Source organism: Pseudomonas sp. KCJK8993 (genome assembly GCF_046230915.1).
GTDB lineage: Bacteria > Pseudomonadota > Gammaproteobacteria > Pseudomonadales > Pseudomonadaceae > Aquipseudomonas > Aquipseudomonas piscis.
Map to the genome: position 1 here is coordinate 29,836 of NZ_JBJJLO010000044.1, position 16,459 is coordinate 46,294.

The 16,459-nt window shown below is 64.3% G+C and carries 18 protein-coding genes and 1 pseudogene; 9 read left to right on the forward strand and 10 right to left on the reverse strand.

Annotated elements, in window-relative coordinates; genetic code table 11:
- Positions 1 to 67 precede the first annotated feature (67 nt).
- The gene (locus ACK6AU_RS15945) at positions 68 to 1,105 is read right to left on the reverse strand and encodes a PAS domain-containing protein (RefSeq protein ID WP_409299978.1); all 1,038 of its coding nucleotides are present in this window, start codon (positions 1,103 to 1,105) and stop codon (positions 68 to 70) included.
- A 279-nt stretch (positions 1,106 to 1,384) separates the two neighbouring features.
- On the opposite strand from ACK6AU_RS15945, the gene ACK6AU_RS15950 reads away from it, so the two are divergent.
- Both ACK6AU_RS15950 and ACK6AU_RS15955 read left to right on the forward strand, forming a co-directional pair.
- On the forward strand, positions 1,385 to 1,819 hold the full coding sequence (locus ACK6AU_RS15950; protein ID WP_185699429.1) for a hypothetical protein: 435 nt from the start codon (positions 1,385 to 1,387) through the stop codon (positions 1,817 to 1,819).
- 87 nt (positions 1,820 to 1,906) lie between these two features.
- Entirely contained in the window at positions 1,907 to 2,254 is a 348-nt protein-coding gene (locus tag ACK6AU_RS15955) for a ribonuclease E inhibitor RraB (RefSeq protein WP_185699428.1), read from the forward strand.
- 217 nt (positions 2,255 to 2,471) lie between these two features.
- Here the strand turns inward: ACK6AU_RS15955 and ACK6AU_RS15960 are convergent, their stop codons facing one another.
- Positions 2,472 to 2,852 (reverse strand): hypothetical protein, encoded by a 381-nt coding sequence (locus ACK6AU_RS15960; protein ID WP_185699427.1) that lies wholly within the window; start codon positions 2,850 to 2,852, stop codon positions 2,472 to 2,474.
- 171 nt (positions 2,853 to 3,023) lie between these two features.
- On the opposite strand from ACK6AU_RS15960, the gene ACK6AU_RS15965 reads away from it, so the two are divergent.
- Positions 3,024 to 3,482: an anti-virulence regulator CigR family protein gene (locus ACK6AU_RS15965; protein ID WP_409299982.1), complete on the forward strand. Its 459-nt coding sequence runs from the start codon at positions 3,024 to 3,026 to the stop codon at positions 3,480 to 3,482.
- On the opposite strand, the gene ACK6AU_RS15970 is transcribed toward ACK6AU_RS15965, so the two are convergent.
- From ACK6AU_RS15970 to ACK6AU_RS15980, 3 genes are all read right to left on the reverse strand, one after another.
- A complete protein-coding gene (locus ACK6AU_RS15970) occupies positions 3,452 to 4,363 on the reverse strand; it encodes a proline iminopeptidase-family hydrolase (protein ID WP_409299984.1) in 912 nt (303 codons plus the stop codon). The genes ACK6AU_RS15965 and ACK6AU_RS15970 overlap by 31 nt on opposite strands.
- Positions 4,364 to 4,411: 48 nt before the next feature.
- Positions 4,412 to 5,779 (reverse strand): APC family permease, encoded by a 1,368-nt coding sequence (locus ACK6AU_RS15975; protein WP_185699424.1) that lies wholly within the window; start codon positions 5,777 to 5,779, stop codon positions 4,412 to 4,414.
- 191 nt (positions 5,780 to 5,970) lie between these two features.
- Entirely contained in the window at positions 5,971 to 6,987 is a 1,017-nt protein-coding gene (locus ACK6AU_RS15980; protein WP_409299987.1) for an AraC family transcriptional regulator ligand-binding domain-containing protein, read from the reverse strand.
- Positions 6,988 to 7,433: 446 nt separating this feature from the next.
- Between ACK6AU_RS15980 and ACK6AU_RS15985 the strand changes: the two genes are divergently transcribed.
- From ACK6AU_RS15985 to ACK6AU_RS15995, 3 genes and pseudogenes are all read left to right on the forward strand, one after another.
- Positions 7,434 to 7,694 (forward strand): hypothetical protein, encoded by a 261-nt coding sequence (locus tag ACK6AU_RS15985; RefSeq protein WP_185699422.1) that lies wholly within the window; start codon positions 7,434 to 7,436, stop codon positions 7,692 to 7,694.
- Between the two features lie 418 nt (positions 7,695 to 8,112).
- Positions 8,113 to 9,249: pseudogene (locus tag ACK6AU_RS15990) on the forward strand (ribonucleotide-diphosphate reductase subunit beta); the annotation flags it as partial.
- A 52-nt stretch (positions 9,250 to 9,301) separates the two neighbouring features.
- Positions 9,302 to 9,739 carry a DUF1289 domain-containing protein gene (locus tag ACK6AU_RS15995; protein WP_409299989.1) on the forward strand — a complete coding sequence of 146 codons (438 nt, stop codon included), beginning with the start codon at positions 9,302 to 9,304 and terminating at the stop codon, positions 9,737 to 9,739.
- A gap of 80 nt (positions 9,740 to 9,819) precedes the next feature.
- On the opposite strand, the gene catB is transcribed toward ACK6AU_RS15995, so the two are convergent.
- Positions 9,820 to 10,455, reverse strand: coding sequence for a type B chloramphenicol O-acetyltransferase (gene catB, locus ACK6AU_RS16000; RefSeq protein ID WP_409299991.1), 636 nt, complete (start codon positions 10,453 to 10,455; stop codon positions 9,820 to 9,822).
- A 232-nt stretch (positions 10,456 to 10,687) separates the two neighbouring features.
- Positions 10,688 to 11,944, reverse strand: a complete 1,257-nt coding sequence (locus ACK6AU_RS16005) for an NADH:flavin oxidoreductase/NADH oxidase family protein (RefSeq protein WP_185699418.1) — start codon at positions 11,942 to 11,944, stop codon at positions 10,688 to 10,690.
- A 111-nt stretch (positions 11,945 to 12,055) separates the two neighbouring features.
- Between ACK6AU_RS16005 and ACK6AU_RS16010 the strand changes: the two genes are divergently transcribed.
- Complete coding sequence (locus tag ACK6AU_RS16010; RefSeq protein ID WP_185699417.1) at positions 12,056 to 12,520, forward strand: MerR family transcriptional regulator; 465 nt, start codon at positions 12,056 to 12,058, stop codon at positions 12,518 to 12,520.
- Positions 12,521 to 12,546: 26 nt separating this feature from the next.
- On the opposite strand, the gene ACK6AU_RS16015 is transcribed toward ACK6AU_RS16010, so the two are convergent.
- Entirely contained in the window at positions 12,547 to 12,792 is a 246-nt protein-coding gene (locus ACK6AU_RS16015; protein WP_185699416.1) for a hypothetical protein, read from the reverse strand.
- A gap of 186 nt (positions 12,793 to 12,978) precedes the next feature.
- Here ACK6AU_RS16015 and ACK6AU_RS16020 point away from each other — a divergent pair, with 186 nt between their 5' ends.
- A complete protein-coding gene (locus tag ACK6AU_RS16020; protein ID WP_185699415.1) occupies positions 12,979 to 13,500 on the forward strand; it encodes a hypothetical protein in 522 nt (173 codons plus the stop codon).
- A gap of 51 nt (positions 13,501 to 13,551) precedes the next feature.
- On the opposite strand, the gene fabF is transcribed toward ACK6AU_RS16020, so the two are convergent.
- Positions 13,552 to 14,820 (reverse strand): beta-ketoacyl-ACP synthase II, encoded by a 1,269-nt coding sequence (gene fabF, locus ACK6AU_RS16025; RefSeq protein WP_409299995.1) that lies wholly within the window; start codon positions 14,818 to 14,820, stop codon positions 13,552 to 13,554.
- 118 nt (positions 14,821 to 14,938) lie between these two features.
- Here fabF and ACK6AU_RS16030 point away from each other — a divergent pair, with 118 nt between their 5' ends.
- The gene (locus ACK6AU_RS16030) at positions 14,939 to 15,424 is read left to right on the forward strand and encodes a helix-turn-helix domain-containing protein (protein ID WP_185699413.1); all 486 of its coding nucleotides are present in this window, start codon (positions 14,939 to 14,941) and stop codon (positions 15,422 to 15,424) included.
- A 111-nt stretch (positions 15,425 to 15,535) separates the two neighbouring features.
- Here the strand turns inward: ACK6AU_RS16030 and ACK6AU_RS16035 are convergent, their stop codons facing one another.
- Positions 15,536 to 16,276 (reverse strand): HAD family hydrolase, encoded by a 741-nt coding sequence (locus tag ACK6AU_RS16035; RefSeq protein ID WP_409299997.1) that lies wholly within the window; start codon positions 16,274 to 16,276, stop codon positions 15,536 to 15,538.
- Positions 16,277 to 16,459 lie beyond the last annotated feature (183 nt).

A 16,459-nucleotide genomic window follows, 5' to 3' on the forward strand; every position in this document is an offset into this window, starting at 1 on the left:
GGCTCCGGCGAGCACGACCAGGCGGTTCAACCGGGCGGGGGCGATCATGGGCCTTGCATGTCCTGGCTCATCGATCCACCTGTCCGTGGTGCAGCGGCAACCGCAGCCCGACCTGCAGGCCATGGCGGTGCCAGTCTCGGTCGATCAACCCGCCAGCGGAGGCGGCCAGTTGATCGATGAGCTTGGTGCCGTAGCCGTGCCGGGCCGGTGGTGCGCAAATCAGCGGGCCGCCTTGCTCTTGCCAGGCAATACCCAGTGCGCCATCGCCCAGGACCCAGCTGATCTTGATGTGCCCTTGAGGAACGCTGAGGGCCCCATGTTTCACTGAGTTGGTCGCCAGCTCATGGAGAAACAAGGCTAGCAGGTTGGCCAACGGGCCGGGCACGCAGTGCCTGGCACCGCTGAACTGGCATTGTCCACCGAAGGGCTGCAATACCGATTTCATGAAGCCTTCCATTTCCACGTTGACCACGTCGCCCGCCTCCATCACCGTGGAGTACGCCCTGGACAGTGCCTGCAATTTGCTGGCGGCGATCCTGGCCAACTGCTCGGTAGAGCCTGAGGCCCGGGATTCCCTGTCAGCCATCAGCATGACCGCCGCAGCCACGGTGAACAGGTTCTTGATCCGGTGCACCATTTCCGCGGACAGCAACTTCTCTCGCTCCAGCGCCTGGTCCAGCTCGCGCTGCAATGAAACCTGCTCGGTCACATCACGGGAAACGCAGACGATGGAACAGATCCGACCATCCCGATCAACGACCGGAGTCAGCAGGTTGTCCCAATGCGTGAGTTGTCCGGTTGCCTGGCTATGGCCGGCAAAGCGGGCCGTCTGGCCTCTGGCGGCCTTTGCCAGTGCTTGGCGAGCGGCCGCCTGCACCGCTGGCGGCAGCAGGGGAATCCAGGCTGTCCCCTCGACCTGGGGTTGTGCAATGCCCAGCGCCAGGCATCCGGCGGCGCTCATGGCCAGCAGGACACCTTCCGGAGTCAGGACCTTGATGCAGTCGCAGGTCGCATCCAGCATTGCGCGTTGCATGTCGAAGGCCGGTGGCTGGCCAGCGGCCGCGAGCAAGCCGGAATCACCTGTCTGGTTATCGTCCTTTCGCATATTTCTAACTACCCAAAGGCCGAAAACAGGGCAAAGACTAAAAGAAATGGCCGAACAACCCTAATGAAAGTTGCCAAACGGCAGTGATGCGCTGCCGCTCTTGGCTCTGGGCTTGTCTAGAGACAGGTTCAGAATTCTGTGCCCGGGCCGATCAAGGTGGGGAGCGTCTCGCTCGGCGCGCCCAAAGCCTTGTGCCAGAGCTGGCGCCGCAGGGATGGCAGCACCCTGCCCGAGGCATCGTGGGGGCTGGCGAACAGAACTTCGACCTACAGGTAAATCATGAATCATCGAGAAAAACTGCTGGAGCGACTCGAGGCGCTGGCGGCGCTGGACGAGGAGCATCTTCCATTGGTAACCCTGGACGAGTATTTCCAGGGTAACGACCAGGAGCAGTCCATCGCCCCTAATCAGTGGGAGTTCGGCCGGCCTTGCCTCGCGCGGATCCACGCGCATTTCAAGGCGCTGGAGCAGCGTCCCGACGTCCAGGGCGTGTATGTGGGCCTGCATCAGGAATGGAGCGAGGCGCTGGAGTCCGATGACTGGCCGGCGGCGGAGAACATCCATATCTATTCCAGTGCGCCACTGGCGGTGGCCGAGCAGTGGATCGAGGGCCTGGAAGCCGATGGCCTCGGCGAGGGCTGGCCCTATGGCAAGCACGCTGGCGCGCCAGAGCCCCGGGCCGGCTACCACGTCTACACCGTCTATTGGGATTGAGCCTAGCGCTCGCGGCGAAGCAATCCGTCTCGCATATGACCAACCCACCACAGGTTGGCAGTCGTTCAACCCAGGTTTGAGTCAGCCATGGAAATCAATAACGCCTCGATCGATGCCACGTATTCGCAGATGCAGCACGAGGGCTGGGATACCTCGAGTCCGTTGAAGTGGGGGTTCTTCTTCATCGCCAAGGCCGAGGAAGAGCTGATGGGGATCTATTCCGAGCTCGTCGATCACGACTATGTCGTCCAGGACGTGCACCAGGACGATGAAGGCGACTGGACGCTGTTCGTCAGCAAGACCGAAGTCCTGGCCGCGGACAAGCTTGCCCGCCGTTGCGGCGCGTTCAATGAGCTGGCCGAAGCCTATGGCGCGTTCTTCGATGGCTGGGATGTGGAGCGACTCCAGGCTGGTGAGGCCGAGCAGGCGCACTGAGCGAGGCGCCGGACGCCGCATCGGGCATGGCGCGAGGAACGCCGGGCGGCACCTTCCACTAGGAGCCCCTGGTGGCCGGACGCGATACAACGAGCCTGGCCTCGGCCGGGGCCCTGATGCAGGACCGCAGCGAACCGGGAAGCGTTCTTCGATGCCGATGCGCCCGGCAGGCTAGCTCCTGCTGGTCGATTCACCAGGCAGGGCCCCGCGAACCGGGTCAGGGCTCGGGCCTGAAGACCAGCTTGAGCGGCGACTGCCGGTGATTCCACGCCGGGGGGCCGTACTCGGGATTGAAGCTGGGCAGCCAGGCTCGCAACTCGGTTTCGGAGAGCCATTGCAGTTGCAGCTGGTCTGCCGATTCCTGCCCGCCGAACTGGGCCAGGGCGCTGATGAAGGTATTGCACTTTTCCGATCTCCCGGCCTCCAGCACCGAGACTTGCAGGCTCTGGCCCCAGGTGATGCTGCCTCTTTCGGGACACTGGCGGATTTCGACGTGATACGTGCCGCCGGGCGAGGGCAGGTCGGAGATGAGCTGGTCGGGGCCGCACCCGGCCAGTAGCGCAGGCAGTAGAAGGAGCAGGGCAGTGGTGGTCTTCATCGTCTGTCTCTTGAATGCCAGGGGCCTTGGACGATACGCCGCCCGGCGCCTGGACTCGGTCCATGAGGCGGCCATTGTAGGAGATTGCGACCGCCCAGGTGAACGGGCAGGTTGCCGCCAGCAGGGAGTGGCTATAGTTCATGACGTCCCTTCCCAGACAGGAGATCCAGCATGAACGCTCCACGAGCTTTGGTCGTCGCCCTGGCCTGCGTGGCCGTGATGGTCGGCCCCATGGGCGCTGGTGCCGATCCCGGTAACGGCCATGGCAAGGGTAAAGGCCATGACCAGGGCTCGGTCGAGCATGGCCAGGGGCACGGCAATCCGGGGCGAGGGGGTGAGCAGGGTCATTGGCAGGGTGGTCCGTCCATCGACCGTGGCGATGTATTGGGGATCTTGAGTGGCCATCGTGATTACTGGCGGCCCGGTCCGGCGCTGCCGCCGGGTATCCAGAAGAACCTGGCCCGGGGCAAACCGTTGCCCCCCGGCATCGCCAAGAAGCTCGACGGCCGCCTGCTCGGCCAATTGCCACGCTACGACGGCTATGAGTGGCGGCAGGCCGGCACCGACCTGATCCTGGTAACCGTCGCCACCGGACTCATCTACGAAGTGCTCAGTGGCGTCCTCGACTGATCCGGCGCCTCTCGGACCGGGGCGTCATGGCGTGCGAGGACTTCTGCGAGCCAGCCGAAGAACAGCCCTGGCTGTTCGACATGGGCCAGGTGGGACGCATCGGGCACTACATGGCCGCTGCCCTGCTTGAGATGGCGCACGTAGCGATGCATGGAGCCCGGAGTGCACTCATCGTGTTCGCCCACCACGAAATAGGCGGGACAGAGGATTCGCGGCAGCAGGGGGACCAGGTCCAGCTGCGCCAGGGCACCGTCGCCGAAGAAATCCGCGACTCCCCACATATGCCGAAATAGCTGCGGGTTGTGCAGGCGGTCCGACTCGGTGATGAACGCTGGCTCCTCGTCGAGCCTGAGCATGTGCCTGCGGTTGAACACCTGCAGCGCCGCTGCGAATTGCGGATGCCGGCTGTCGCCCGCCAGCAGCACCTCGCGCCAGGGGCTGGGCAGTCGCTGCAGATGCTGGTGGTTGTCGGCGTTCCAGTCGGCACCATTGATCAACGGCCCGGCCAGTACCAGGCTGGCCAGGCGCTGGTCCCGGGTGCTGGCGTAGGCCGTGGCGATGGAGCCGCCCCAGGAACTGCCCAGCAAATGGAAGCGCTCCAGGGCATGGAACTCGATGACGGCCGCCAGTTCAGCGCAGGCTCGCTCCAGGGTCCAGTGGGCCGGGTCATGGGGGCGGGCCGAGTAACCGCTGTCGAGTTGGTCGTAGTAGATCAGCGTGCGGTCCTTTAGGTGCTCGCTGAAGTTCGACAGATAAAGGTGGTTGGAGCCAGGTCCGCCATGCACCAGCACCAGGGGCGGGTGTTGGTCCGCGCCGTGCTTGATGGCGGTCCAGATCTGTCCGCCTGGTGCGGGGATGTGTTGTTGCTGATCGAAGTACATGCCTTGCTGCCTTGGTTTGGTGTAGGAGAGGCGCGCTGGCGCCTGGTGTCATTGGTCGAGCGGGAGGCTGCCCAGGCGGCCTTGGCGATGCAGGATGAGCGCCAGCACTAGGCCGATGCACAGCCAGGCGCCTCCCAGCCAGCGGGCGTTGTCGTTCATGCTGGCCAGGGCGGCGACCAGGATCAGGATGCCGGCCAGTGGCGATACCACGTGCTTGAACCAGTGCCGCTCGGGGTGCTTGCGAAAGCGATGGAACAGGCTGATGTGCAAGGTGATGTAGGCGAACAGCGCGCCGAAGGTGACCAGGGTCACCAGCAGTTGCACCTGGTTGGCCGCCACCAGGCCGATCACGCTGGAGACGATGGCGACGAACAGCAGGGCCGCCACCGGGTTGCCCCGCCGATCCAGGCGCGCCAGTGAAGCCGGGAAGCGTCCGTCGCGGGCCATGCTGAAGATCAGCCGCGAGGTGGTCATCTGCGAGACGATGGCGTTGGCGACCCCGGAGACGGTGCCGGCCACCACGATCATGATCGGCTGGAACCAGGCGCCGACGATATCGCGGCTCAGGCTATAGAAGGCGGTTTCGGCCTGTTCCGTGTCGTATTGGGTGCCGGCGGGAACGAACAGGTTGACCAGGTACACCTGGGCGAAGAACAGCAGGGACACCAGCAACAGCAGCATCAGCGTGGCCCTGGAAATGGTCCGGCCACCGCCGCTGGCCTCTTCGTTGAGGGCCGAGATCGCGTCGAAACCGACGAAGCTCAACGCCGCGACCGGGATGGCTGAAAGTATCGCCAGCAGTTCGAAGCGCTGCCCGTCCCAGATCGGCGTGAGCAGGCCGGTGGCATGGCTGTGCTGGAACACGCCCCACAGGGAATAGACGAAGAACACGCCCAGGGTCACCAGTTGCACCAGCAGGAACAGTTTGTTGACCCGCAGGGTCAGCTTCAGGCCGATGATGTTCAGCAGTGCCGGCAACCAGATGAACATCAGGATCCAGAAGCCCCGCGAGCTTTCCGGAAATTGCAGGACCATGCCGATGGCGGTGAGGATCGACAGCAGGGCCGGCAGCAGGAAGTAGTCCAGCAGGATCAGCCAGCCGGTGACGAAGCCGGTGAAGGCGTTGGTGCCGAGGCTGACGTAGCGATACACCGAGCCGCTGACATTCACCGACTTGGCCATTTCGCTATAGCTGATGGCACTGAAGGTCATGGCCAGGGCGGCGACGGCATAGACCAGGGCCGCCATGCCGCCGGACATGCCGTAGACGATGCCGAATACCGCCGTGGGGGCCAGGGGGCAGAAGTACAGCAGGCCATAGACCAGTACATCGGAAAGAGAAAGGCGGCGGGCCAGGCGTGATCCAGGGGCGGCGGTATCTGTGCCGGGTTGTACGGTGCTGGAGGTGGCGCGCATTCGACAGGCTCCTGTCAGCCGTCCCAGGTAGCCGTTGGCTGCTCGGGGCGACCGTATTATTAGAATGGGACAGGCAATGAAGCGGGTACCAGTATCTGGCCCGGGCGCGGGCCCCAGGTGCTGAGGCCGGCCAGTTTTTTGTCTTTTCCGGCCATTTCATCTGGCGGTAGCCGGCCCTGGTCGACTGGCGCTCAGCCGCGCAGCGAGCGGCGAAAGCGCCCGGGCGAGACTCCGGCCCACTTGCAGTAGGCGTGCACGAAGGAGGAGGGCGCGGCGAAACCCAGTTGTTGGCTGATGGCATCCAGGGACAGTTGGGTGGTGCTCAGCAGTCGGTTGGCCAACCGGTGCCGAGCCATGTTCTGCAGGCGCTTGAAGTTCACCCCTCGCTCGGCCAGCCGGCGCCGCAGGGTGCGTTCGGAGACATTCAGGGCCTGGGCCACGACCGGCAGGTCGCCGTAGCGCTGGATATCGGACTTGAGCAGGGCGGCCACTTCACTGGCCAAACCGCCACCGCCGATGGTTTGCAGTTCCTGTTCCCGTGCCTGGGTCAGCCTGAGCATGGCCTGGTAGCTGATCGGGTCCGCCAGCGGTAGCGGGCGGGTCAGCAGGGCCTTGGGCAGCTTGAGCGAATCGCCATGGCTGGCGAAGCGGATGTCGCCACCGAACAGCTGGCGATAGGGCTCCTGGTCCGGGGGCGCCTGGCGCTTGAAGTGCACGCACAATGGCTCGCTCTTCGATTGCAGGCAGTCGCGGATGACCCGCAGGCTGGCGCTGAGGAACACATCGCTGAAAAAACCGTGGCCTTCGAAGAAGCCATGGCAGTCGTTGGCCACGAAATGCAGCTCGCCGCCCTGGTGGACCATGGCCGGGGCGAACTGGCTGGCCAGCTGAATGGGGAAACGCAGGCCGGTATCCAGCGCGTCGCCGAGGGTTGGCGCCACCAGCAGGGTGTAGCCCAGCAGGCCCAGGGTGGAAATCGGCATGGAGCTGCCGATCAGCAGGCCCAGGTGCGGCTCGGGTAACGCTCGGCGGGCGTTGTCGAACACCACCAGTTCCTGTTCCATGCTGATCGCCGTGTCGGGGTCGGTGAGGGTCTGCGGCAGCTTGCCGGCATCCTGCAGGATCACCGCGTCCGGTACACCCCGAGCCCGGGTCACCGCCAGGGTGGCCAGCACGCCATGCAGCGATACGGGGCGAATTTCATACATTGAAACACTCCTCTGGCGGTGCCGCGGATGTGGCGCCCAATCATGCGCGTCGGGCCGGGGAACCACCAGTGCGGGGCTGCGGGGCGCTGGCTGTCGCCAATGCTCCCAGGCTCTGCCTCGCGCGCTGCAAGGCACGGTTGCCCGGGCGTGCCGAACGATTGGGGGGGGAAATTTGATTGCTCTATGTTTCGGCTCGCTGTCTCGGCCTAGGTCCTGACCCCTGACGGCCTGCTCCTGGCCGATCGCGAAGCTCGCGCCGATGGCAACACCGACCAGTTGGCGACGATCGTCGCCGGCAAGTTCAAGGCCCTGTCCAGGGTCTACGACAGGGTAGTGGCCGTGGACGACGGCGGCCAGGTGGCGCTTCATTCCTTCATGGGGTCGGTGCTCTTTCCCTTTGAGCCCCAGTGCCACGTCAGTGGCCCGGGCACCTGGTTCCGGGCCAGTTGGCCAACTGGCTGGCGTTGTTCCTCCATGAGTTGTTCCTCCATGAACTGCTCACCAATTCCGTGAAGCACGGGGCGCTCAGCCTTCCTGAAGGCCAGGTGAGGATCAGCTGGAGCACGACCGATGCGAAGCTGGATATCGACTGGCAGGAAGGCGGTGGGCCAGCCATTGCCGCACCTCCTGCGCGCTACGGCTATGGCACCGAGATGGCAGCAGGGCTATGTCGATCTGGCTTGGCGCTGCCGGTTGCCTGTATTTAACCGGTTGCGAACGCTATTCCCGACCCAGACCGAGTGGGATGGGGATGATGGTGGGTACTATATTTTGTGTTTTGTATTTTTAAAAACACAATATGTTGTGTTGACGTCCAGGTCTTCGTTCTATACCTTGTGCCTCGTTTTCGCCTTTTTAACTACATATGGTGTTTTGTTTTCATTTTTATTCTATATGTAGTGTTTTTTCTGGGGCGGAGCGTTCTGAAGCCAACGGCTTTCACCAAGAAGAATGTTGACCGCCCGAATGGGTTCGTCGCCCGTCGGTTCGGCCAAGGTAAGGATGAATGAAATGTTGAATTGGGATGAGCTCGATATACACGGCCACAAGGCCCCAGGAGCTGATGTAGCGGATAGATCAGAACCACGGACAACCGCCGCCGAGGCACTCGATACGGCGGGAAATACCGCTGCCGGGAACGCCAGGATGATTGACTCCCGTGACTCGGCCGCGGTGGTCCGGGCGAAGAAAGCGCTCAATGCGCTGGACGTCACCCAAGGCCTGGAGGAACTGGAAGGCGCTGCCGGGCGCGTGGCCGTCGATGAAAAGCGCATGATCAACTGCCGCGCCGACCTCAACCAGCTGGTGCCGTTGAAGTACGACTGGGCCTGGCAGAAGTACCTGGACGGCTGCGCCAACCACTGGATGCCGCAAGAGGTCAACATGACCGCCGACATCGCCCTGTGGAAGAGCGCCGAAGGCCTGAGCGAAGACGAGCGCCGTATCGTGATGCGCAGCCTGGGCTTCTTCGCCACCGCCGACTCCCTGGTCGCCAACAACCTGGCCCTGGCCGTGTACCGCCTGATCACCAACCCCGAGTGCCGCCAGTACATCCTGCGCCAGGCCTTCGAGGAAGCGATCCACACCCACGCCTACCAGTACTGCATCGAGTCGCTGGGCATGGATGAGGGCGAGATCTTCAACATGTACCGCGAGGTGCCCACCGTGGCCAAGAAGGCCGCCTGGGGGCTCAGGTATACCCGCGCCATATCCGACCCGAATTTCAAGACCGGCACTCTATTCGCCGACAAGGAACTGCTGCGCAACCTGATCGCCTACTACTGCGTGCTGGAAGGCATCTTCTTCTACTGCGGTTTCACTCAGATCCTGTCCATGGGCCGGCGCAACAAGATGAATGGGGTCGCGGAGCAGTTCCAGTACATCCTGCGCGACGAATCCATGCACCTGAACTTCGGCATCGACGTGATCAACCAGATCAAGATCGAGAACCCGCATCTGTGGGACCACGCCCTGATGGAAGAGGCCACCCAGATGATCATCCAGGGCACTCAGCTGGAGATCGAATACGCTCGCGACACCATGCCGCGCGGAGTGCTGGGGATGAACGCGGTGATGATGGAGGACTACCTGAAGTTCATCGCCAACCGACGCCTGTCGCAGATCGGCCTGAAGGAGGAGTACCCGGGCACCGTCAATCCGTTCCCGTGGATGAGCGAGATCATGGACCTGAAGAAAGAGAAGAACTTCTTCGAGACCCGCGTGATCGAGTACCAGACCGGCGGAGCCTTGTCCTGGGATTGATCCGGCTTGCAGACAAAGGTCGAGCCATAGGCCCGGCCTTCGGGAGTGGTTCATGTTGTTCGAAAAGATCAAGACCCCCTGCATAGGGCTCTGCTCGACCGTCTATGGCGATGTGGTCTGCCGCGGATGCAAGCGCTTCGAATATGAAGTGATCCAGTGGAACACCTACGACGAGCCACAGAAGCAGGCGATCCTGCGGCGCTTCGACAAGCTCTTGAACCAGGTGATGCACGACAAGTGCGAGATCTTCGATCCCGAGCGGCTGGTCTTCGAAGTACGTTCCAGGAAGATGAACTGTTCCGCGGAGGATTCGATCCCCTATTGTGCCTACCAGATCATCCGGCGCGGTGCGGTGGTGATCAGCAATATCGAGGCGTTCGGCATCCGCGTCCTGCCGGCCTACCAGGGCTTGTCGCTGGTGAAGTTGCGGGATGTGATCGACAGCGAGTTCTTTGCCTTGTCCCTGGCCAGCTACCAGGCCGGTGGCTGATTCGCCCGGCACCGCTTGCGGGCAGGGTGCCCGTGGGACCGGCAGGTCGCTCGCCAGCGGGCCAGGGCTCGATGAGCTAACTAGGCAGGCTGGCTGGCGGCCTGCCAATGTTGGTACAGGGCCTCGATATTGCCGCTGGTCATCAGTGGCATCACCGCTTGCAACTGGTCGATGGGCCAGTCCCACCATTTCATTTCCAGGAGCATCTGCACGGTCCGTTCGTCGAAGCGCTTGCGGATGGTCTTGGCCGGGTTGCCGCCGATGATGGCGTAGGGTTCCACATCCCGGGTCACCAGGGCGCGAGTGCCGATCACCGCGCCGTCGCCGACCTTGATGCCCGGCATGATGACTGCCTCGGAACCTATCCAGACATCGTTGCCGATGACCGTATCGCCGGCTCCCTCATAGCCGTTCTGCGCTCCGGCGAAGGCTGGCTCTTCCGACATCCAATAGAAGGGGAAGGTGCTGACCCATTCGTTCCGGTGGCCCTGGTTGCCGGCCATGATGAATGCGGCGCCCGAGCCGATCGAGCAGAAGCTGCCGACGATCAGCTGGTCGACGCCCTCGTCGGGGGGCAGGTAGCGTGCGCATTCGTCGAAACTGTGGCCGTGGTAGTAACCGGAGTAATAGCTGTAGCGGCCTACCTTGATGTTGGGGTTGGTGACCTGACGGTCCAGGGTGATGCCCTTGAAGGGGCTCTCGAAGTAATTGCTCAAAACGCTCTCCATGTGGCTGACCGCCGCTGTCTTGCAAGCGCGCGGTACTTCGGCGAGAAGGCGCAGGGCCTCTCGGGATGCAGGTCTTGCGGGGGCATCATGCCAGATCCGTCTGGGCTGCGCCGCAGAGCCTGTTGGTGCAAGGTTTTGACTTGTGGCCGGCCCCAGGTGGCTCGGTAGATGTCGCCGGAAGGGGGCCACCCGGAAATGGCTCCGGGTGGCGGCAAGGGGTTCAGGCCGTTGCGGTGCTTGCCTGGTCGTTGCGGCCTTGCATCATGCGCCGGTACTGGCGGGTGCGGCGCAGGGTGCTCCACTGCTCCGCCAGCAATGCCCGCAGTGGCGAGGCGCCGGGCCTGGTGGAATGGCCGCCGGCCAACTGGCGCATCTGCAGTTTCACCAACGCCATGTAGGCGAGGGCGGCCAGGGCCTTGCGCTTCCAGCGGATCGGCGGCAACTCGGCGCTGGCCTTGCTGTCGCCGTTCTTCCAGCGCCGGGGCAAGTCCGGGTCCACGGCCAGGGCGGTGGCGATGCCGGCCATGGCCACTCCGCTGTCCAGCACTTGCTCCACCACTGGCAGGCGGCGGATGCCACCGGTGACCATCACCGGCATCCGGGCCACGGCGGCGATTTCCTGGGCGAACTCGAGAAAATAGGCCTCCCGGGCCAGGGTCCGGCCGTCGCGGGCATCGCCTTGCATGGCTGGCGCCTCGTAGCTGCCACCAGACAGTTCCACCAGGTCCACCGGCAGTTCGTTGAGCCAGAGTACGACCTGGCGCGCGTCGGCAGGCTCGAAGCCGCCGCGCTGGAAATCCGCGGAGTTGAGCTTGACTGCCACGCAAAAACGCGGCGAGACGCTGGCCCGTACGGCCTTTACCACCTCCAGCAGCAGCCTGGCGCGATTCTCCAAACTACCGCCCCAGCGGTCCTGGCGCTGGTTGCTCAGGGGCGAAAGAAACTGGCTCAGCAGGTAGCCGTGGGCAGCGTGGATCTGCACGCCGTTGAAACCGGCTTGCTCGGCCAGGGCCGCGGTGCGGGCGAAACGCCGGATCAGGGCGGCAATCTCGGCTTCATCCAGGGCCTTTGGCACGGGGAACATCTTCGACAGGCCGCCCATGTCCAGGGCGACTGCCGAGGGGGCCACGGTGGCCTGGCCGAGGCTGGCCTGCATCTGGCGACCGGGGTGGTTGATCTGCATCCAGAATTGCGCGCCGTGGGCCCGGCCGATTCGCGCCCACTCGCGAAAGCGCTGCAATTGCTGGCTGTCGTCGAGCATCACGCCGCCGGGGCCGGTCATGGCCCGGGGATCGACCATCACGTTGCCGGTCAGCAACAGGCCGGCCCCGCCTTCGGCCCAGGCCTTGTACAAGCGCAGCAACTGCTCGGAAGGGGTCTGGTCGAGATTGGCCAGGTTTTCCTCCATCGCCGCCTTGGCGATACGGTTGGGCAGCAGGGTGCCGTTGGGTAAACGCAGGGATTGGAAAGCAGTCATGGGGTTCTCCAAGTACAGCCCGTGCGTCGGTTTGTATGCAGGAGGGGGCTGTGTTGCGAAGAAGGCTAAGGTTAAAGTTATCCTTAAGGTCAATAGGAGGTTTGCAACCTGATGAAAATTGGTGAACTAGCCCGACGTACGGGATTGAGTGCATCGCGCTTGCGATTCTACGAGGCCAGCGGCCTGATCGAGGCCCAGCGCCTGGGCAATGGCTACCGCGACTACCCGGAAGATGTGGTGCAGCGCCTGGAGATCATTACCTGCGGGCAGCAGGCGGGCTTCAGCCTGGAGGAGATGCGCACCCTGACCCTGGAGTCCACCCGGAGCGATGGGCGCTTCCAGCATGACCGACTGCTGCTCAGCCTGCGCAGCAAGGTGGCGGAGATCGAAGCCCTGCAGCAGCGCCTGGCGCAGAATCGCCAGCATCTGCTGACCCTGATCGCCGGTATCGAAGGCAAGCCCGAAGGCCTGGGCTGCGAGGAGAATGCCCAGCGCCTGCTGGCCCAGTGGCGGGAAAACGAAGGGCAGGGGCCGGCGGCGGCCAGTGGCCGGCGGCGTCAGAAGCAAGGCCGCTGAAGCGCCATTGGCGGCTCAAGTCCGGATCAGTCGAGGCTCTCGGCTGGCGAGCCCATGGGCAGGGCGGGAAGGCTCATGTTGCGCATGGCCACCTCGAGCTTGTCCTGGTAGAGACTGAGGATCGAGTAGTCCAGCTTCTGAGTGATATTGGCGTTGCCCGCGCAGTTGGCCAGTAGTTCTTCCAGCGCGCCGGCGACCAGGTCCGCAGTGACCTGCAGGACGGTCAAGCCGTAGCTCTTATCGACAATGACCAGATTCGTTAAATCGTACATGCAGCACCCGTGGTCACTGTTCTTATGGTCTTATGGTGATGGCTATAAGCCATCAATAGCATACCGAAACGGCCTGTGGCCTGTCACCGGGGGCTGACAAGAACCTGAAGAGCGGGAGGATTTTCGACTCGGGTGGCGCCGGCATGGGTAGTATTGCCCCCGCGCAAACCACCAGGGTTTATTTCCATGCTGATTCTTACCAGGGGCAACCACCAGGGGTTGCAGATCGGGCCACGCTGGCCCTCGTCGACAGTGCAGTTGGACGGCCAGGTCTTCCAGCAGTTGCGCAAGGTCCAGTCGAGCCTGCCGGATACCGTGCGCTTGCTGGTGACCCGGGGGTATGAGCATAAAGGCAGTGGGCTGGGAGGGTTCCGCAGGTTGTCGCGCTGGTTGGGCATCCGCTTGTTCGTCTGCTGCTACCCGGGGCGCCAGGACGAGGTGCAGGACATCTTCGGCGCCAATGGCCACGATGTGGACGGCACCCATGTCGATGTATCGATCATTCTCGCTGGCAAGCGCCTGCGCTTCCTGCCTTTGGGGGTGTTCACCTCGCCAGCTCGCCAGGAGCTGCGCAAGGCCCGCCATGGCACGCTGGTGGACGAGGTCAGGCGCGCGCTGGTGCGCCATGGTTTCCAGATCCACCGCAATCACACGGAAAGCCTGCAGATCCACTGCGACTACCGGCCCGACTTGCTGCCCGGGTGCTGATCCGGCGTGGCCAGGCGGGCCGGTAGCGCTGGCGCGATATCGCGCTGGGGATCACTCCCAGCGCTTGAACAGCACGCTGGCATTCACCCCGCCAAAGCCGAAGCCGTTGGACAACGCGTACTGCATGGGCATCTTCCGCGCCTGGCCGTGCACCAGGTCCATGCCATCAGCGGCGCTGTCGGGATTCTCCAGGTTGAGCGTCGCCGGGGCGACCTGGTCGCGCAGGGCGAGGATGGTGAAGATGGCCTCGATCCCCCCGGCCGCGCCCAGCAGATGGCCGGTGGCGGACTTGGTCGCACTGATGGCCGGGCCATTGCCAGTGCCGAACAGCTGCCTGATGGCCGCCAGCTCGCCCTTGTCGCCCACCGGTGTGGAGGTGGCATGGGCGTTGAGGTGCTGGACCTCTGTCGGCGACACCCCCGCCTGGCGCAGGGCTTGCTCCATGGCGCGTCGGGCGCCGTCGCCATCCTCCGGGCCGGCGGTCATGTGGTAGGCGTCGGCGCTGGTGCCATACCCCACCAGCTCGGCGATGGGCCGGGCGCCCCGGGCCAGGGCATGCTCCAGTTCCTCGATGACCAGCAAGCCGGCGCCTTCGCCCATGACGAATCCGTCACGGCCCTGGTCGAAGGGCCGCGAGGCGCGTTCCGGGGTGTCGTTGTAGTCGCTGGACAGTGCCCGGGCCGCAGCGAAGCCACCCAGGCTGACCTGGTGGATCGTGGCTTCCGCGCCGCCGCAGACGGCGATATCGATCTCGCCCGCGCGAATCATCCGTGCCGCATCGCCGATGGCCTGGACCCCGGCGGCGCAGGCGGTGACCGGCGTACCCAGGGGGCCCTTGAGGCCATGGCGGATCGAGACGTGGCCGGCCGCCAGGTTGCACAGGAACGAAGGAATGGTGAAGGGCGACAGGCGCCGCGGGCCCTTGCTGTCAGTGGTGCGCACGGCATCGGCGATGGCCGGGAAGCCGCCGACCCCCGAGGCGATGATGGTGGCCGTGCGCTCCTGGGCCGCAGCACTGTCCGGCCGCCAATTGGCCTGGGCCAGCGCTTCTTCCGCCGCGGCCAGGGCGAACAGGATGAAGCGGTCCATCTTGCGCTGTTCCTTGGGCGGTAGCAGTGAGTCCGGATCGAAACCCGCCTGCGGATCCTGTGTCATGTCGGGAACCTGGCCGCCCACGGTGGTGGACAGTCCGTCGATGAACTCCTCGGGCAACTGGCGGATGCCCGATTGTCCCGCCAGCAGGCGCTGCCATACCTGCTCGACCCCGCAGCCCAGCGGAGTGATTGCGCCCATACCTGTGACTACGATGCGTTTGCTCATGCAGGTCCTGCTCCTTAAGTGTGTTTGGGTTGGGGGGTAACGAAGCGTGGACGATACTATCATCATGAAAGTAACATCCGACTCGACAATATTTCGAGCCGTAGCGCGGGAGCAAGTGATGCAACGAAAAAGCCTGGAGGACGCCGAATGTCCGATCGCCCGTGGACTGGAACGGGTCGGGGAGTGGTGGAGCATCCTGATCATGCGCGACGCCTTGCACGGCCTGCGGCGTTTTGACGAGTTCTCCCGCAGCCTGGATATCGCCCCGAACATGCTGACCCGGCGCCTCAACTCCCTGGTGGAGGCGGGCTTGCTGGAGCGCCAGGCCTACAGCCAGCGCCCGCTGCGCTATCAATACGTGCCAACGGCCAAGGGCGAGGACTTTCGTGTGGTGCTGATGGCGTTCGTCGCCTGGGGCAATCGCCACTTCGCCCCCGAGGGCGAAAGTGTGCAGATTGTCGAGCGGGCAACCGGCCGACCGGTACAGCCCGCGATGATGGATGTGCAGCGGCGCCAGCTGGTGCCCCTGCAGGACTGCACGGTGCAGGTCGGGCCGGCCGCCAGCGCCAGCATGCGCGAGCGCTTCCGCGTCCGGGCCGACTGAGAGCGCTCGGCTTGCAGCGGCAATAGCGGGGTTTCACCCGGTTTGTTCTGCTCCAGCGAGGGCCAGTCGCCGGTGTCCGGCGCCTGGCCCATCTGGCCCTTCGCGCAAGGTTCAGCGTGGCGCTTGCCCGCGGCGCCAGGCGGGATGGAAGTGACGCCAATGGGCGTCCTGGGCGGCGGCCAGCAGTTCATGATCGCCCCGGGTGTCGCCCCAGGCGCGTAGCCGATACTGGTCCAGCGGACCATAGACGTTCTCCAGGCGCAGCACTTTGTTTTCGCATCGGCAGTTGTTACCGACTATATGGCCGGTCAGCACGCCATCGACGACCTCCAGTTCGGTGCCGATCAGGGCGATGCCCAGGCGCCGGGCGAAGGGTTGCAGGACCAGGGCGGGGGAGGCCGAGCACAGGGTCACTCGGGCTCCGGAATCGATCTCTTCGGCTACCGCCTGCAGCCCCGCCGGACGCATCAGCCGGGACCAGGAGCGCTGGCAGAACGCCTCGGCCTGCTGTTGGACCCACGCGGCCTCGACTCCCTTGAGAAAGCAACTGATCAGGCGGGCCTTGAGTTGGTCGCGATCGACCCTGCGCGCCAGGAAACCCAGGCTGGGCAGGGCCAGCTTGAGCACCCGCTGATGGAATCGGCGGGGGCCGAAGGCGAAGCGCAAGAAGGGCACGAAGCTGTCATGGCGGGTCAGGGTGCCATCGAAGTCGAAGACCGAGAGTACCTGGCAGGCCCGAGAGTCGAGTACCAGGGTTTCCGGGGTTAGCGGTGACCCGGGCTGCTCGGGCTCCGGGGAGTGGCCGGCGGGGCTGGTGGCGAGCGTTGGGATGGGATCGGCTGGGGACGACATGCTGGTTCTCGATCGGTGCGGACGTTGGCGGGGGACCGGTGCGGTGGTCATTCGTGCAGTCTACGCGTTCTGCGTCGTCGGGTTCACTTTCGCCTGCCCGGCAGGGCGTTATCGGCGCGAGAGCGGTTCGGGTGCAGGACGATGTTTGGCGGGAGCGTGGGTGGAGGCGTAGCGGGGAGGGTA

What these genes read in the sequence shown, in the direction of transcription:
- ACK6AU_RS15950 (WP_185699429.1), top strand. Translation starts at nt 1,385, where the DNA reads ATGAATCATCGAGAAAAACTGCTGGAGCGACTCGAGGCGCTGGCGGCG.
- ACK6AU_RS15970 (WP_409299984.1), bottom strand. Translation starts at nt 4,363, where the DNA reads ATGTACTTCGATCAGCAACAACACATCCCCGCACCAGGCGGACAGATC.
- ACK6AU_RS15995 (WP_409299989.1), top strand. Translation starts at nt 9,302, where the DNA reads ATGTTGTTCGAAAAGATCAAGACCCCCTGCATAGGGCTCTGCTCGACC.
- fabF (WP_409299995.1), bottom strand. Translation starts at nt 14,820, where the DNA reads ATGAGCAAACGCATCGTAGTCACAGGTATGGGCGCAATCACTCCGCTG.
- ACK6AU_RS16010 (WP_185699417.1), top strand. Translation starts at nt 12,056, where the DNA reads ATGAAAATTGGTGAACTAGCCCGACGTACGGGATTGAGTGCATCGCGC.
- ACK6AU_RS15945 (WP_409299978.1), bottom strand. Translation starts at nt 1,105, where the DNA reads ATGCGAAAGGACGATAACCAGACAGGTGATTCCGGCTTGCTCGCGGCC.
- ACK6AU_RS16020 (WP_185699415.1), top strand. Translation starts at nt 12,979, where the DNA reads ATGCTGATTCTTACCAGGGGCAACCACCAGGGGTTGCAGATCGGGCCA.
- ACK6AU_RS15955 (WP_185699428.1), top strand. Translation starts at nt 1,907, where the DNA reads ATGGAAATCAATAACGCCTCGATCGATGCCACGTATTCGCAGATGCAG.
- ACK6AU_RS15975 (WP_185699424.1), bottom strand. Translation starts at nt 5,779, where the DNA reads ATGCGCGCCACCTCCAGCACCGTACAACCCGGCACAGATACCGCCGCC.
- ACK6AU_RS15980 (WP_409299987.1), bottom strand. Translation starts at nt 6,987, where the DNA reads ATGTATGAAATTCGCCCCGTATCGCTGCATGGCGTGCTGGCCACCCTG.
- ACK6AU_RS16030 (WP_185699413.1), top strand. Translation starts at nt 14,939, where the DNA reads ATGCAACGAAAAAGCCTGGAGGACGCCGAATGTCCGATCGCCCGTGGA.
- ACK6AU_RS15960 (WP_185699427.1), bottom strand. Translation starts at nt 2,852, where the DNA reads ATGAAGACCACCACTGCCCTGCTCCTTCTACTGCCTGCGCTACTGGCC.
- ACK6AU_RS16035 (WP_409299997.1), bottom strand. Translation starts at nt 16,276, where the DNA reads ATGTCGTCCCCAGCCGATCCCATCCCAACGCTCGCCACCAGCCCCGCC.
- ACK6AU_RS16005 (WP_185699418.1), bottom strand. Translation starts at nt 11,944, where the DNA reads ATGACTGCTTTCCAATCCCTGCGTTTACCCAACGGCACCCTGCTGCCC.
- ACK6AU_RS16015 (WP_185699416.1), bottom strand. Translation starts at nt 12,792, where the DNA reads ATGTACGATTTAACGAATCTGGTCATTGTCGATAAGAGCTACGGCTTG.
- ACK6AU_RS15965 (WP_409299982.1), top strand. Translation starts at nt 3,024, where the DNA reads ATGAACGCTCCACGAGCTTTGGTCGTCGCCCTGGCCTGCGTGGCCGTG.